Source organism: Collinsella sp. AF25-2LB, assembly GCF_003458415.1.
Lineage (GTDB): Bacteria > Actinomycetota > Coriobacteriia > Coriobacteriales > Coriobacteriaceae > Collinsella.
This window is the reverse complement of sequence record NZ_QRUF01000008.1, coordinates 1-14,476: the sequence shown is the minus strand read 5'-3', so window position 1 is coordinate 14,476 and position 14,476 is coordinate 1. Positions and strand designations below refer to the sequence as shown.

The window sequence follows — 14,476 nt, the reverse complement described above, 5'->3', positions numbered from 1 at the left end:
GGGAAGGACGCTCGACTCACACGAGTCGAACGCCCTTCCCCAAATGGACTTATCCTCAGATTACGCTGAACGGCTCAACTAGAAGCTGACATCAAAGCCAGCACCAGCGCCCTCTTCATCAGTGGTCGGCACGCCCTTTGCCTTGTTGTAGGCAAAGATCAAGACGATCGGCACGATAAAGGCGATGAGATTGCCAGCCACATACCACACGAGCGTCTCGGGCGTGACGATGAGCAGGCCAAGCACGCCGGTCAGACCCTGACCGATGGCGCGCACCTCAAAGAGCTTCACGAAGGCACCGCCGCAGCCTGCACCGATGCAAGCGCAGATGAACGGGATGATCGAGTAGCGCATGTTTGCAGCAAAGATTGCGGGCTCGGAGATACCGACCAGCGTCGGGATAAAGGACGACATGCAGATGTTGCGCTCTTTGGAATGCTTCTTGTGAATGAGGTACATGCCGATGGCGCCGCCGCCCTGGGCGATGATGGAAACCGACCAGATGGCCTGGATGTAGTTGAAGCCAGTCGTGGCAACGAGGTTTGCCTCGATACCCTGGATGAACTGATGCGTACCGGTAACGACGAGCGGCTGCAGGAATGCGGCAAAGACAAAGGCACCGAAGACGCCCATCCTGTTGTACAGGATATCGATTACGCCGGCGAGGACGTCGCCGATCAGGTTGCCGAGCGGGCCGAACACGGTGAACAGGGCGACGTTAGCAAGAATCAGGGTAACGGTCGGGACAAAGACGAACGAAACGACCTCGGGGATGTACTTCTGGGCAATCTTCTCGACCTTGGCCATAAACCAGGCAGTCAGGATTGCAGGGAACACGCCGCCCTGGAAAGCAACCATGGGAATGGAGAGCGGACCGAAGTTCCAGTACTCAGCACCCGTCGGGTCCATAACGAACGTGTTACGGTTCATAAGGCTCGGGTGAACCATGACGATACCGACGAGGATGCCCAGGATCGGGTTACCGCCAAAACGCTTGACCGCGCTGTACATAACCAGGACAGGTAGGTAGTCGAAGGTGGTGGCGATAATGGCAAAGAAGCTTGCGAGGTTCTTGAGGAACTCGCTGTGATCGGCGAGGCTGCCCTCCATGCCAAAGAGGCCGTTGGCAACGATCAGCGACTTAAGGCCGATGATGATAGCAGCGCCGACGAAAGCGGGAATGATGGGGATAAAGATGTCCGAGAATACCTTGAGGACCGAGAAGAACTTGCCCTTCTTGTCCGCCTCGGCGCCCTTGACCTCGGAAGCGCTGATCTCCTTAACGCCCGTCAGAGCCATAAACTCATCGTAAACCTTGTTGACGGTACCGGTACCGAAGATGATCATGAGCTGGCCGCTGTTGTACAGCACGCCCTTGACGCCATCGATGTTCTCGAGCTCGGCCTTGTTGTACTTGCTCGTATCCTTGAGCACCAGACGCAGACGCGTAACGCAATGCGTGGCGCCCTCGATGTTCTCCAGACCGCCGACGTTATCGACGACTTGCTGAGACACTACTTTGTAGTCCATGTTCCTCTCCATTCCTTTACGAAAGCATAAGACGTTTTGATGCCATTACAGAGACGCGATCGTTGCATTTGCGCACTTAAGCGTACCGTCGGTGACCGTCAGCGCCACACCCTGGCCCTGCTTATTGCAGAATCGAGCGTTAAGCGCAACATCATCGACAAAGATGGTCGCGATGTCGTCGTCGACGACCAGGCGCACATGATGAGTGCCCTCGCCCTTAAAGAACAACGGACGCTCGAGGCCCATGTTGTTGACCTGGAACCACGGATACTGGGGGGCCGCCGTAAACTCGAGCTTGCCCTCACGCAGGTTGGCGCGGAACTCATAGGCAAGACCGGACTCGGCGTCCTCGGCAAGCTTCACCGAGAAGCCGGCAGCGTCACCGGCGAGCTCGATGTCGGCATCGAGCATATAGGTGGAACCGGCATCCGCGGCGAGCACCTGCTCGACCTTGCCCGACTCGCAGGAGAGCTCAAAGGCCTCGACTGCCTTAGCCTCGCCAAAGGCGCCAAGCATGCTATCAGGAAGCTTGGTGCCGAGCGTTCCGTCGGCACGCTGAACGATCTCGAGGGGCATAAAGGTGCCACCCCACAGGTAAGAGCTGGGGTCGCCGCCCTCGTCACGCGTAGGAACCCAACCAAAGAGAACGCGGCGCTCGCCGTCAAATGCGGTACGCGCGGCATAGTACGCGCGGCCATCGAAGGAATCGTCCGCAGGAGTGATCCAAGGACCGTTGATAGAGCGAGACATGCGGTAACGGGTCTTGTTGCCATCACTGTACTCGGAGAACACCAGATACCACCAGTCGCCCATCTTAAAGAGATCAGGCATCTCGAACATGGTGTACAGGCCCGGATTCCACCAGTCGCCCTGGAACTCCCAGGTATCCAGGTCCTTGGAGGTGAACTTGACCAGACGACCGGTCATCAGACGCTTGTCCTCGCCCACACGCGTGCCGAGGATGAGCATGTACTCTTCGTTCTCCTCATCCCAAAGCACAAAGGGATCGCGCCAGTTGCGGTCATCGTAACCCTCCTGGGGCGGAAGCAGCGTCTCGGCGATGTTCTTCTCCCACTTGACGGCGTCGTCACTCGTTGCGTGAAGAAGAACCTGCTTCATCAAGCGTGCCTTGACCTTATCGCGATTGCAACCAGTGTAGAGCGCATGGTACTTGTCGCCCACCTTAAACACCGTGCCGGCATAAACATACTGGTCGACTTCCTCGTCGCCGCCACGCTCAAGGCTCTCGCCAAAGTCTTTGTAATTGACGAAGTCCTTGGTTGTCGCGAGTGCCCAGCCAAACGGCTCTCCGAAAGGTCCGGGGTTTCGCGTGTCACGCTGATGATAGAGATAGAACGTGCCGTCCTCGCCGTACGGCATGATGTCGCCTACCCAAATTCCCTCAGGCTGGTAATACACCTTGTGCATCCGAGACTTCCTTTCTCACGAGATACTAACTCGGTACAACTGCAAGATATGTCAATCGTTTTCATATGTCAAACGTTTTCACACCAATACGTCTTTTCGCAGTTCCAGTCGTCGGCAAACGGTTGACATATGCCGGCGAACGGTCATCAGAGGTGTTTGAGGAATTCTTTTGGCACGGGATGAACTACGCGGTTTTACCCTCAATGAGTTCAACGGGGAGCTTGATATTCGATTCGGGCTTTTCGCCGTTAATAAGAGCAATGATGGATTGCGCCGCGAGCTCTCCGATGCGATCGATATCTTGGCGTACGGTTGTTAAGTCAGGCATAAACGTCATAGTGCGGCGGGCACCATCCGCGCCCACGACCTTAATATCGCCCGGAGCGCTCAAGCCGCGCTGCTTCATCACGTTAAGACAGATAGCCGCCATCGTGTCGTCTCCCGCAAAGATGCCGTCAATATCGGGGTTCTCATCGAGGATCTTCGCAACGACCGCGCTCTTTTCGTCGTCGGGCTTAACGAACTCGACCTCACGGACAAGCGCGGGCAAACCGGCCTGCTCAACAACATCGAGGTAGGCATCGGTACGCTTATTGGCAGGCATGCGCATGCGGCTATTGCTGCGCAGGCACAGGATGCGCGAACACCCGTCATCGATCAGGCGACGCGTGGCAAGTTCGCCGATACTATAGCTGTCGCTCGCAATCTGAACAGAGGCCTCGCCAAGGTCGCAGTCGATACCAACCAGACTCAAACCCATCTCGGCATACGCCTCGGCACCGATATTAAGCGAGTTGACAATGACGCCATCAACCATATTGCGCCGAAGCATATCGATATAAGAACGCTCAAGATCAGGTCGATTGGCACTATTGCACAGCAGCATCTTAAAACCGTTTTCGGCCAGGGTACGCTCAACGGCTTGAACCGCTTGTGCATGAAACGGGCTGCTGACATAGGGGACGATCATACCTATTAGATTCAGGCGACCGTTGAGCATGGCACGGGCGATATCGTTGGGCGTATAGTTGATGCGCTTCATCGCGGCATGGACCTTATCGCGGGTCTCTTGGCTAATATAGCCGCGATTATTAAGCACGCGAGATACCGTAGTAGGCGAAACCCCCGCCACCGCTGCAACTTCCTTGATGCCAGGCTTAGCTGAATCCTTAGAACGAGCGCCCTCGCGAGCCATAGCAACCTCCCCCATCAACATGTCATACGTTTACATACGAACAAAGCATACCCCAACAACAGCGGGAAGACGGTAACAGCACAAGTAAGTAAACGACTCATCCAAATAATTAGGAGAGTTCCGCCTAAAGGGTGACTCCAAAGGACCCCACATGGCCGGTTTTGGGTTATTTTCCAAAACATCCCGCAGGACGCAAAGAGGCTCCGCCGCGCAACGCGCGCAGCGGAGCCTCTTTGCATGTCCGAGGACGTTTTGGGAAATAACCCAAAACCGGCCCCAGTAATCCTACAGGAGTTGAACCCTTTAGAACTTGTCGTGGAAGGTACGCGCAATGACCTCGTCCTGCTGCTCCTTGGTGAGCGTGTGGAAGTTCACGGCATAGCCGGAAACGCGGATGGTCAGCTGCGGGTACTTCTCGGGGTGAGCCTGAGCGTCGAGCAGCGTCTCACGGTTGAAGACGTTGATGTTCAGGTGGTGGCCACCCTTCTCAGCGTAAGCGTCGAGCATGTGGACCAGGTTATCGGCCTGAGTCTCGGAAACTTCAGAAACCTTCATAATGTGTCTCCTTCGATTAATAGGCGCCGGCCGAAACCGGCGCGCTAATCAGTAATCGTTATTGTTAGTATAGCACTAACAATAGTTACTCGCCCAGCTGATCAAGGTCGATATCGCCAAAGAACACCTGGTCCTCCTTGCCGAGCGCACTCGGGATGATGGAGAAGGTGTTGGAGATGCCGTCCTGAGCATCGCGGAACGGGAGCTTGGAAACCGAAGACAGCGAAGCGATGGCGCCGTGGCTATCGCGCTTGTGCATGGGGTTAGCACCCGGGGCGAACGGCTGGCCAGCCTTGCGGCCGTCGGGCGTGGAGCCGGTCTTCTTACCGTACACGACGTTGGAGGTAATGGTCAGAACCGAGGTCGTGGGCACGGAGTTGCGATAGGTGTCGTTCATGCGGATGTACTCCATGAACTGGTGCACAACGTCGTGAGCGATCTGGTCGACGCGGTCGTCGTCGTTACCGTACTTGGGGAAATCGCCCTCGGTCTCGAAGTCGACGATGATGCCGTTCTCGTCACGGACGGGGTGGACCTTGGCGTACTTGATGGCGGACAGGGAGTCAGCCACGACGGAAAGGCCAGCGATGCCCGTAGCGAACCAGCGGTGCACGTGCTTGTCGTGCAGAGCCATCTGGATGCGCTCGTAGCAATACTTGTCGTGCATGTAGTGAATGATGTTCAGCGAGTTGACGTACACGCCAGCGAGCCACTTCATCATGTCGTTGTACTTGGCCACAACGTCGTCGTAATCGAGCGTATCGCCCTCGACGGCGCGGTACTTGGGGCCGACCTGCTTCTTGGAGACCTCGTCAACACCGCCGTTGAGTGCATACAGCAGGCACTTAGCCAGGTTGGCGCGAGCGCCGAAGAACTGCATCTCCTTGCCAATGCGCATGGAGGACACGCAGCAGGCGATACCGTAGTCGTCGCCGTGATAGACGCGCATGAGGTCGTCGTTCTCGTACTGGATCGAGGAGCTGGCGACAGAAGTCTTGGCGCAGAACTTCTTGAAGTTCTCGGGCAGACGGGTCGACCACAGAACGGTCATGTTGGGCTCGGGGCTGGTGCCCATGTTCTCGAGCGTGTGCAGGTAGCGGTAGCTCATCTTGGTAACGAGCGTACGGCCGTCAACACCCATGCCGCCGATGGACTCGGTGACCCACTGCGGATCGCCGGTAAACAGGGCCTGGTACTCGGGGGTACGGGCAAACTTGACCATGCGGAGCTTCATGATGAAGTGATCCACGAACTCCTGGATCTGCTCCTCGGTGAAGGTACCGTTGGCAAGGTCGCGCTCAGCGTAGATGTCGATGAACGTAGAGGTACGGCCGATGGACATAGCGGCGCCGTTCTGCTCCTTGACGGCAGCGAGGTAGGCGAAGTACATCCACTGGATGGCCTCCTGCGTGTTGGTAGCAGGGTTGGAAATGTCGAAACCATAGGTCTCGGCCATCATCTTGAGCTCGCCGAGGGCGCGGATCTGCTCCTGCAGCTCCTCGCGATCGCGGATGTTGTCGGCGGTCATGACCGTCGGGGTGGAAGCCTTCTGGGCCTCCTTGTCCTTAATCAGGTAGTCGACGCCGTACAGGGCAACACGACGGTAGTCGCCGATGATGCGGCCGCGGCCATAGCCATCGGGCAGACCGGTGATGATGTGAGCCGAGCGGCAAGCACGCATCTCGGGGGTGTAGACATCGAAGACGCCGGCGTTGTGGGTCTTGCGCTCGAAGGTGTAGCGCTCGACAACGTTCTCGTCGACCTTATAGCCGTGCTGGCTGGCAGCCTGGCAAGCGATGCGGATACCGCCGTTGACGTGCAGCGCGCGCTTGAGCGGCTTGTCGGTCTGGAGGCCGACGATGGTCTCCTTCTCGCGGTGGGCGTTATCGATGTAGCCAGCGGGGTGGCTCACGATACCCGTGACGGTCTTGGTGTCCATATCGAGGACACCGCCCTGCTCGCGCTCCTTAAGCAGCAGGTCGAGAACCTCGCCCCACAGCTCCTTGGTACGCTCGGTCGGGCCGGCGAGGAACGACTCGTCGCCCTCGTAGGGGGTGTAGTTCTTCTGGATGAAGTCTCGGACGTCAACCTCTCCCGTCCAGATGCCTTCCTTGAAGCCTTCCCATGCCTCCTGCATTGTGTAACCACGCTCCTAGTTACGTGTAATGCGGCGCTCTCTCACACCGCTGCTTATTGAATTCTTGAATGTTCGGCTTGCACTACCGGCTTCTTCCGTTCTTCACCACACGTTGGTGTAGGGAAAACGTTTATCCACCTTGGAACTACAACCCAAAACCCAAGATTTCACCCGTTTGAGAAGGATAACATAGCGACCCTCTCCATCTGGGCTGTTATATGTTTCTTTTTTTATATCATAATGGCGTTTTTTACAAACCCGCAGGAAATGCGAGCGCGAACAACTACCGTTCACCGATTTCTTTGGTATTTTTCCTTGCCTTTGTACGACGTTCACTCTAGCTGTTATGTCAGCTTTATCAGGGTAAAGTACCCCAGAGACCCTTCAGAAACTGAAGGGCGGCCACGGGATTTCCCCCAGGGCCGCCCTATGGCGTGGCTAGTTATTTAGCTTTGATTGCCGTTTGGCATTAGGCGGCTGCGGAAGCCTTGTCGGTCGTTGCCTTGCTGTTGCTCTGCTGGCCCTCAAAATGCTTGTAGCACCAGCTGGTGACCAGCGGGGTCAATATAGCCGTCACGATTGCGCAGGCAGCAACCTGTGCCGTAGCCGTCGCGAGCACGGCGCCACCGTACGTGGCCCCGTTGACGCTTGCCATGGCAGCAGGCGTAGCCACATTGGCTCCGGCGCAGCTCGAAATGGCCGCACCTGCGACACCCGTGCCGCCCGTGAGCTTGTCGACCGCGATGACGGGAATTGCAAAGATCACCGAGCAGATCACGCCGAGCAGAATACCGGGAAGACCGCCATTAATGAGCTGGCCAAAGGTCATGGTCGAGCCCATGGCAAAGAAGACGAGCACGATGACGGCGGAAAGTGCCGGTGCCATCATCTTCTTAAAGCTGGGGAAGACGTTGCCCAGAATAATGCCGACGACGATCGGCAGGATGGCACCCACGAGCGACCAGCCGATCGGAGCCTGGCCGGCAGCGCCGAGCACGATCATCGTGACCGGAGGGCCGACAACGAGCGTGGTGATTGCGACAGCGCCACGCTCGGCCTCATTGCCCATGGTGCCCATCAGACCAGCGTACATAGCGTTGTTGGCGCCGGTGCAAGCCGCCAGCATCACCATGGCAGAGATGCCAAACAGGTTGTCGTTGAACACATAAAGGATGAGCAGCGACACGGCAACGACCACGATTTGCTTGACGGCGATGATGATGGCACCGCGGGCAGCGGCGGCAGGAGCACTCTTAAACGAAATCGTCGTACCGACGATAAGCAAAAAAGCGCCCACGAGCGGGCCTGCACCCTGCTGGGTCATGCCAAGCGTAAAGCTGCCGAGCGTTTTGAACAGATCGGGGAATAGCGTGTTGAGCAGGCAGCCCAGCAGAAGCGGCACCAAAATATTGGCACCCGGGATGGAGGACATCTTAAAGAACGGCTCCTTTGCCGCCGGCGCCTCCACCACAGTCGATTCACTCATTTATATCTCCTTTTGATGCGTGTGGCACGCGGTCGCACGCTCCTGTGCCAGAAAGAAGGCGACGGTCCCGAGTCGCAGGAGCCGTCGCCGAATTAACGTCGCGGGGTATTACCCGTCCAGAACGATGCCACCGTCGCAGTCACCGATCTCGCCGTTCACGAAGCTGGCGAGGTCGGAGGCAAAGAAGAGCACCATCTGCGCAGGCTCGCTGGCCTGGGCGGCACGGCCCAGAGGAATACCGTTGATGATGCGCTGAGAGTTCTCGTCAGAGAGAATCGAGGTCATATCGGTCAACGTGAGCGACGGGCACACAGCGTTGCAGCGAACGCCGAACCTACCGCCCTCCTTGGCGACTGCCTTGGTTAGACCGTTAACACCGGCCTTGGAGCTCGCGTAAGCCGCGGTGCCGAGCAGGCCGCCGCCGATCTTGCCAGCAACAGAGCTCACGTTGACGATAGTGCCGGCATGGGCAGCCTTAAAGTGCGGGTACACGGCGTTCATCATGGTAAAGGTGCCGTTGAGGTTGATGTCGATGGTACGGCGCCACTCGGTGTCGTCGATCTCGTCGAACTTCTTGGTGCTGATGACGCCAGCGCAGTTGATCAGGATATTGGTTTGCGGCAGGTCTGCGAAAATCTGTTCGACGGTCTCGCGCGCCTTGGGCGCATCAGCGACATCGAGCTGATAAAACTTGTTGCCCTCGCCAAGCTCGGCCACAGCGGCCTCGCCCTTAGCAGCGTTCCTTGCGATGAGCGCGACATGTCCGCCGCCCGCGACGATGCCCTTGGCGATCTCGAGGCCAATGCCCTGAGTGCCGCCCGTGACAATCGCGGTCTTGCCCGTGAAGTCAAATGCCATGACTCCATCCCCCTTTATATAAGGTGTCTCCTCGCGGGAAGTTGGAGCATCGCACGTGGCGATTATATGAGTCCCAGTCGTCATGGTGGTGACAACCCCTCGCCTAACCGCGTGCATGATAGTTCTTTGAAACGCTGCAATTCTTGAATGATTTTAATTCTTTATGCGTTCTTTATATTGCCTAGCAACCAGGTAGTTTTTGGGACATGCCTAGAGATCTGCCCTTAACTTTGCTGGCACCGACGGTGTACGGAGATCGCCTAAAGGCAGTTTTCTAGGCATGTCCCAAAAATCTTCCGTATAGGGCGCGCGTGCAGGGGTATCATCTTTCACCGAAAATAGTTTCTAGTGTTAGGGGTTTTCGGTGGAAGATACCGATTTCCATGAGCTTGGGCGTCAGCTCTTAACTGAGTTTGGCAGCATGCATCAGCGCATTTCGCGCTTTGCGGACAAAGCTCTCGGCGGCGAGATGGCTGTCATGCGCGCTCTCATGCTCGCTGGCGGTTCGCTCACGCCGAGCGAACTCGCTGATCGCGCCTGGGTCTCGAGCGCCCGCATCGCCAACATCCTGCGCGCCCTCGAAACCAAGGGCTGGGTCGAGCGCGAGCACTCAAAGACCGACCGTCGTCGCGTACACGTCACGGTGACCGACAAAGGCCGACAAGATCTCGAAATCAAACGTCGGGAATTCGAGAAACGCACCGCGGCCTTCCTCGAGCAGCTCGGCGAAACAGATACCCAAGAGATGGTGCGCCTCCTAAGGCGTGCCAACGAAATTATCGATCGCAATCAAGAAAGGAGAGATGCCGAATGAGGATTCTCAAGCTCTTTAAAAAGCATATCCTGGCGCTACTCACGGCTATCGTACTTATCGTAATCAGCTGCAATGCCGACCTAGCGCTACCTACGTATATGAGTGACATCGTCGATGTGGGCGTGCAGCAAGGCGGCATCGCCTCGCCCGTACCCGACACCATTCGCGCCGAATCGCTCGATGACCTCAAGCTCTTTATGAGCGCCAAGGATGCCAAAGCGGTAGAGGCCGTGTTTAGCAAGGCAGACAACAACGGCATTCGGACGTACAAGGGCACCGAGGAAGAGCGCACCGATGGCGGCAAGATTGCTGACATTATGAGCCTGCCCGAGACCGTCGTCCTTTCGCTCAACCAGGGCATCGACGCTGGCTCCATAGGCGACATGATGGGCACGTCCAACGAACAAGACAACAGCACAGCCCAGGCCATGCCCTCCCCCGAGCAGATGGCGGCGATGACGCCCGAGCAGCTCGCCGAGATGCAGCAGAAGGCCGCAGCGGCGCAGAACATGCAAAAGCAGATCGACGCCGACGGCGGCAAGATCACCATGAAGAGCCTGCGCCTGGGCGTTGAAGGTGGCTTGATCGATCAGGGCAAGCTCGTCGAAGGTGCCAACGATATGGCGGACAAAATGGGCTCCATGTCGGGTTCCATCGTGACCCAACGCGCCGTGAGCTATGTGCAAGACGAGTACAAGGCGCAGGGCATCGACCCCGCCGACGTGCAGAACGCCTACCTGGGCCGCATGGCGACCACGATGTTTGGTCTGTGCCTGATCTCGCTCGTCGCCACCATCCTGACCGGTGCCGTGGCTTCGCGCACCGCCTGCTCCATCGCCCGCGACCTGCGCCGCGAGACCTTCAACAAGGTTATGCACTTCTCGCCGGCCGAGGTGGGCAAGTTTAGCCAGGCCTCGCTCATCACCCGCTGCACCAACGACATTCAGCAGATCCAGATGGCCGCAACCCTGTTTATCCGCATGTGTCTGATGGCCCCCGTCATGGGCATCGTCGCCGTCATGCGCGTCCTGGCCAACCATACCGGCCTAGAGTGGACCATCGCCGTGGCCATCATCGCGGTCTCGGCCGTCGTCGGCGTGCTTATGGGCCTCACCATGCCCAAGTTCAAAAAGATGCAGAGCTTTGTGGACCGCGTGAACCTTACCGCCCGCGAGCTGCTCGATGGCCTTATGCCCATCCGCTCGTTCAACCGCGAGGAGCATGAGCTCGAGCGTTTTGACAAGGCTTCGCTCGACCTGATGACCACGCAGCTCTACACCAACCGCGCCATGAGCTTTATGATGCCGCTCATGATGCTCGTCATGAACTGCATCACCGTGCTTATCGTCTGGTTTGGCGCGCAGGGCGTGTCCGACGGCGTGATGCAGGTCGGCAACATGATGGCGTTTATCTCCTACACCATGCAGATCGTCATGGCGTTTATGATCCTCACCATGGTTTCGGTCATCCTGCCCCGCGCCGAGGTCGCAGCCGAGCGCGTGGAAGAGGTCATCACCTGCCCCACGAGCATCAACGACCCCGCCTCGCCCAAACTGCCCGCGGTCAGCGCGCCGCGCGGTGAGCTCACCTTCCGCGACGTGAGCTTCCAGTATCCCGATGCCCGCGCCGACGTCATCAGCGGCGTGAACTTCACCACGCATGCCGGTCAGATGCTCGGCATCATTGGCTCCACGGGCTCGGGCAAGTCCACGCTCGTACAGCTGATTCCGCGCTTATACGACGTCACGGGCGGCAGCATTTCGCTCGACGGCATCGACGTGCGCGACATGACCCTTTCCGAGCTTCGCCGCCGCATTGGTTACATCCCGCAGCAGGGTCGCCTGTTCTCGGGCACCGTCGAGAGCAACCTCAAGTTTGCCGGCGACATGGTGAGCGATGATGACATGCACCGGGCGGCACGCATCGCCCAAGCCGAGGACTTTATCGCCGAGCGCGAGGGCGGCTACGACTCCCCCATCAGCCAGGGAGGCTCCAATGTCTCGGGTGGTCAGCGCCAGCGCTTGGCCATCGCCCGCGCATTGGCCAAAAAGCCCGAGGTTGTGGTGTTCGATGACTCGTTTAGTGCCCTCGACTACAAGACCGACGCGCGCCTGCGCGAGGAGCTGGCCAAAAACGTTACCGACGCCGCGCTCGTGGTCGTGGCCCAGCGCATCGCGACTATCATGCACGCCGACCAGATTATCGTGCTCGACGACGGTCACGTGGTGGGCACCGGTACGCACGAGGAGCTGCTGCACAGCTGCCCGGCGTACCTGGAGATCGCACAGTCACAGCTTTCCGCCGAAGAGCTGGGGCTTACCCAAGAAGAAATTGCAGCCGTCACGGAAGGAGGCGAGCGCTAATGGCAGACGAGACCAAGACTCAGATTCCCAAGCCCACCCGCCAGCGTGGTCCCATGGGCCGCATGGGCGGCATGCGTCGCGGCGAAAAGGCCAAGGACTTTAAGGGCACCATGAGGCAGCTGCTCGGCTATATCGGCCAGCACAAGATTGCCGTGCTTGCCGCCGTCGCCTTTGCCGTGTGCTCGGTCATCTTTAACATTGTGGGACCCAAGGTGCTCGGCCAGGTTACCACCAAACTGTTCGAAGGCCTGGTTGCCAAGGTCAACGGCACCGGCGACGTCGACTTTGCCTGGATCGCCAAGACGCTCGGCTTTTTGCTCTGCCTGTATCTGGCAAGCTCTGTTTGCAGCCTCATCCAGGGCTGGCTCATGACCGGCGTCACGCAAAAGATCTGCTATCGCATGCGCAAGGAGATTGCCGCCAAAATCGCCGTCGTGCCGATGAGTTACTTTAACGGCCACAGCAAGGGCGACGTACTCAGCCGCATCACCAACGACGTCGACACGCTGGGTCAGTCGCTCAACCAGAGCGTGACGCAGCTCATCACGTCGATAACGCAGATTATCGGCGTGCTCGTCATGATGCTGTCGATCAGCCTGCCGCTCACCGGCGTCACCGTGCTCACGCTGCCGGCAGCCGCGATTATCCTGGCCGTGATGATTCACTTCTCGCAGCCGTACTTCCGCGAGCAACAGCAGGTTCTGGGCGCGGTCAACGGCATTATCGAGGAGGACTTTGCCGGCCAGAACGTCATTCAGGTGTTCGACCGCGCCGAGGCCTCGATCGAGGAGTTCGACCGTCAAAACGACCGGCTCTTTATTAGTGGCTGGCGCTCGCAGTTCCTATCGGGCCTGATGATGCCGCTTATGAGCCTGGTGGGTAACATGGGCTACGTGGGCGTCGTCGTGGTGGGCGCGCAACTTGCGCTGACCGGCAATGCCACGCCCGGCGACATCCAGAGCTTTATCCAGTACGTGCGCAACTTTACGCAGCCGGTGCAGCAGCTGGGCAACGTGAGCAACACGATGCAGTCGATGGCCGCTGCCACCGAGCGCGTCTTTGAGTTCCTAGCCGCGCCCGAGGAGGAGCAGAAAGCCGACGCGCAGATTCCCGAGAAGCGCCCCGGCCACGTGGAGTTTGACCATGTCAAGTTTGGCTACACGCCCGACAAGACCATCATCCACGACTTTAGCTGCGAGGCGCAGCCCGGCCAGACCATCGCCATCGTCGGCCCCACCGGCGCCGGCAAGACCACGCTCATCAAGCTGCTGCAGCGCTTCTACGATGTGGACGGCGGTTCGCTGCGCGTCGAGGGCATCGACGTGCGCGATTGGGATCGCGCGGCGCTGCGCGGCGAGTTTGCTATGGTACTGCAGGATACCTGGCTGTTTAACGGCACGATCCGCGAGAACATCCGCTACGGACGCCCCGACGCGAGCGATGCCGAGGTCGAAGCCGCTGCACGCGCCGCACGCTGCGACCACTTTATCCATACGCTCGCCGGCGGTTACGACTTTATGATCAACGAAGAGGGCACCAACCTCTCGCAGGGTCAGCGCCAGCTCGTGACCATCGCCCGCGCCATTCTGGCCGACCGTCCGGCGCTGATTTTGGACGAGGCGACCTCCAACGTTGACACTCGCACCGAGGAGCTTATTCAGCGTGCCATGGATGCGCTGATGCAGGGCCGTACCAGCTTTGTCATCGCGCACCGCCTGTCCACGATCCGCAACGCCGACGTGATCTTGGTAATTCGTGACGGCGACATCGTCGAGAAGGGCACGCACGACGAGCTGCTCGCCCAGGGCGGCTTCTACGCCGACCTGTACAACTCGCAGTTCGACGAGGCGGCGTAGATACGGCCGCAGAGAAATGATGACGCCCGAGAACGGGGGCGCAGGACAACCTGCGCCCCCGTTTTGTGTCCTTCGAGCCTCGAAACGCCTTCCCCGAGACCTCATTGACGGCGCTTTCCAGACCCCGTGGGCAAAAAAGGGCAAATATGAGTACTGTCACCTTTTTAGTAACAGCCAAAACCACCTCAAACGACCTCTTTGCGGCCCCTATACGGGTGGCGCGCGCAGACGTGGTGTAAGAGCGTCCCGAGGTC

10 protein-coding genes are annotated in these 14,476 nt (G+C 58.5%); 3 read left to right on the top strand and 7 right to left on the bottom strand.

Features of this window, described 5'->3' with window-relative positions:
* Positions 1 to 78 precede the first annotated feature (78 nt).
* The 7 genes from DWY51_RS04995 to DWY51_RS04965 form a co-directional block, all read right to left on the bottom strand.
* Complete coding sequence (locus DWY51_RS04995; RefSeq protein ID WP_040358954.1) at positions 79 to 1,530, bottom strand: PTS transporter subunit EIIC; 1,452 nt, start codon at positions 1,528 to 1,530, stop codon at positions 79 to 81.
* A 45-nt stretch (positions 1,531 to 1,575) separates the two neighbouring features.
* Complete coding sequence (locus DWY51_RS04990) at positions 1,576 to 2,958, bottom strand: family 43 glycosylhydrolase (protein ID WP_117743236.1); 1,383 nt, start codon at positions 2,956 to 2,958, stop codon at positions 1,576 to 1,578.
* Positions 2,959 to 3,142: 184 nt separating this feature from the next.
* Positions 3,143 to 4,153, bottom strand: coding sequence for a LacI family DNA-binding transcriptional regulator (locus tag DWY51_RS04985; RefSeq protein WP_233504626.1), 1,011 nt, complete (start codon positions 4,151 to 4,153; stop codon positions 3,143 to 3,145).
* A gap of 303 nt (positions 4,154 to 4,456) precedes the next feature.
* A complete protein-coding gene (gene grcA3 / locus DWY51_RS04980) occupies positions 4,457 to 4,708 on the bottom strand; it encodes an autonomous glycyl radical cofactor GrcA3 (RefSeq protein ID WP_006234861.1) in 252 nt (83 codons plus the stop codon).
* A gap of 85 nt (positions 4,709 to 4,793) precedes the next feature.
* The gene (pflB, locus tag DWY51_RS04975; RefSeq protein ID WP_022093918.1) at positions 4,794 to 6,845 is read right to left on the bottom strand and encodes a formate C-acetyltransferase; all 2,052 of its coding nucleotides are present in this window, start codon (positions 6,843 to 6,845) and stop codon (positions 4,794 to 4,796) included.
* A gap of 469 nt (positions 6,846 to 7,314) precedes the next feature.
* Positions 7,315 to 8,331 carry a 2-keto-3-deoxygluconate permease gene (locus tag DWY51_RS04970; protein ID WP_117770077.1) on the bottom strand — a complete coding sequence of 339 codons (1,017 nt, stop codon included), beginning with the start codon at positions 8,329 to 8,331 and terminating at the stop codon, positions 7,315 to 7,317.
* A gap of 108 nt (positions 8,332 to 8,439) precedes the next feature.
* A complete protein-coding gene (locus tag DWY51_RS04965; RefSeq protein WP_117770076.1) occupies positions 8,440 to 9,189 on the bottom strand; it encodes an SDR family NAD(P)-dependent oxidoreductase in 750 nt (249 codons plus the stop codon).
* Between the two features lie 364 nt (positions 9,190 to 9,553).
* Between DWY51_RS04965 and DWY51_RS04960 the strand changes: the two genes are divergently transcribed.
* The 3 genes from DWY51_RS04960 to DWY51_RS04950 are packed head-to-tail and all read left to right on the top strand — an operon-like array spanning position 9,554 to position 14,222.
* On the top strand, positions 9,554 to 10,003 hold the full coding sequence (locus tag DWY51_RS04960) for a MarR family winged helix-turn-helix transcriptional regulator (protein WP_117736111.1): 450 nt from the start codon (positions 9,554 to 9,556) through the stop codon (positions 10,001 to 10,003).
* On the top strand, positions 10,000 to 12,366 hold the full coding sequence (locus tag DWY51_RS04955; protein WP_117770075.1) for an ABC transporter ATP-binding protein: 2,367 nt from the start codon (positions 10,000 to 10,002) through the stop codon (positions 12,364 to 12,366). Before DWY51_RS04960 ends, DWY51_RS04955 begins: the two co-directional genes overlap by 4 nt.
* Positions 12,366 to 14,222, top strand: a complete 1,857-nt coding sequence (locus DWY51_RS04950) for an ABC transporter ATP-binding protein (RefSeq protein ID WP_117770074.1) — start codon at positions 12,366 to 12,368, stop codon at positions 14,220 to 14,222. Before DWY51_RS04955 ends, DWY51_RS04950 begins: the two co-directional genes overlap by 1 nt.
* Positions 14,223 to 14,476: the final 254 nt, after the last annotated feature.

Excerpts from the sequence above, each read along its gene's own strand:
- DWY51_RS04995 (WP_040358954.1), bottom strand. The coding sequence starts at position 1,530 with ATGGACTACAAAGTAGTGTCTCAGCAAGTCGTCGATAACGTCGGCGGT.
- DWY51_RS04955 (WP_117770075.1), top strand. The coding sequence starts at position 10,000 with ATGAGGATTCTCAAGCTCTTTAAAAAGCATATCCTGGCGCTACTCACG.
- DWY51_RS04985 (WP_233504626.1), bottom strand. The coding sequence starts at position 4,153 with ATGGCTCGCGAGGGCGCTCGTTCTAAGGATTCAGCTAAGCCTGGCATC.
- DWY51_RS04950 (WP_117770074.1), top strand. The coding sequence starts at position 12,366 with ATGGCAGACGAGACCAAGACTCAGATTCCCAAGCCCACCCGCCAGCGT.
- DWY51_RS04970 (WP_117770077.1), bottom strand. The coding sequence starts at position 8,331 with ATGAGTGAATCGACTGTGGTGGAGGCGCCGGCGGCAAAGGAGCCGTTC.
- grcA3 (WP_006234861.1), bottom strand. The coding sequence starts at position 4,708 with ATGAAGGTTTCTGAAGTTTCCGAGACTCAGGCCGATAACCTGGTCCAC.
- DWY51_RS04990 (WP_117743236.1), bottom strand. The coding sequence starts at position 2,958 with ATGCACAAGGTGTATTACCAGCCTGAGGGAATTTGGGTAGGCGACATC.
- DWY51_RS04965 (WP_117770076.1), bottom strand. The coding sequence starts at position 9,189 with ATGGCATTTGACTTCACGGGCAAGACCGCGATTGTCACGGGCGGCACT.
- pflB (WP_022093918.1), bottom strand. The coding sequence starts at position 6,845 with ATGCAGGAGGCATGGGAAGGCTTCAAGGAAGGCATCTGGACGGGAGAG.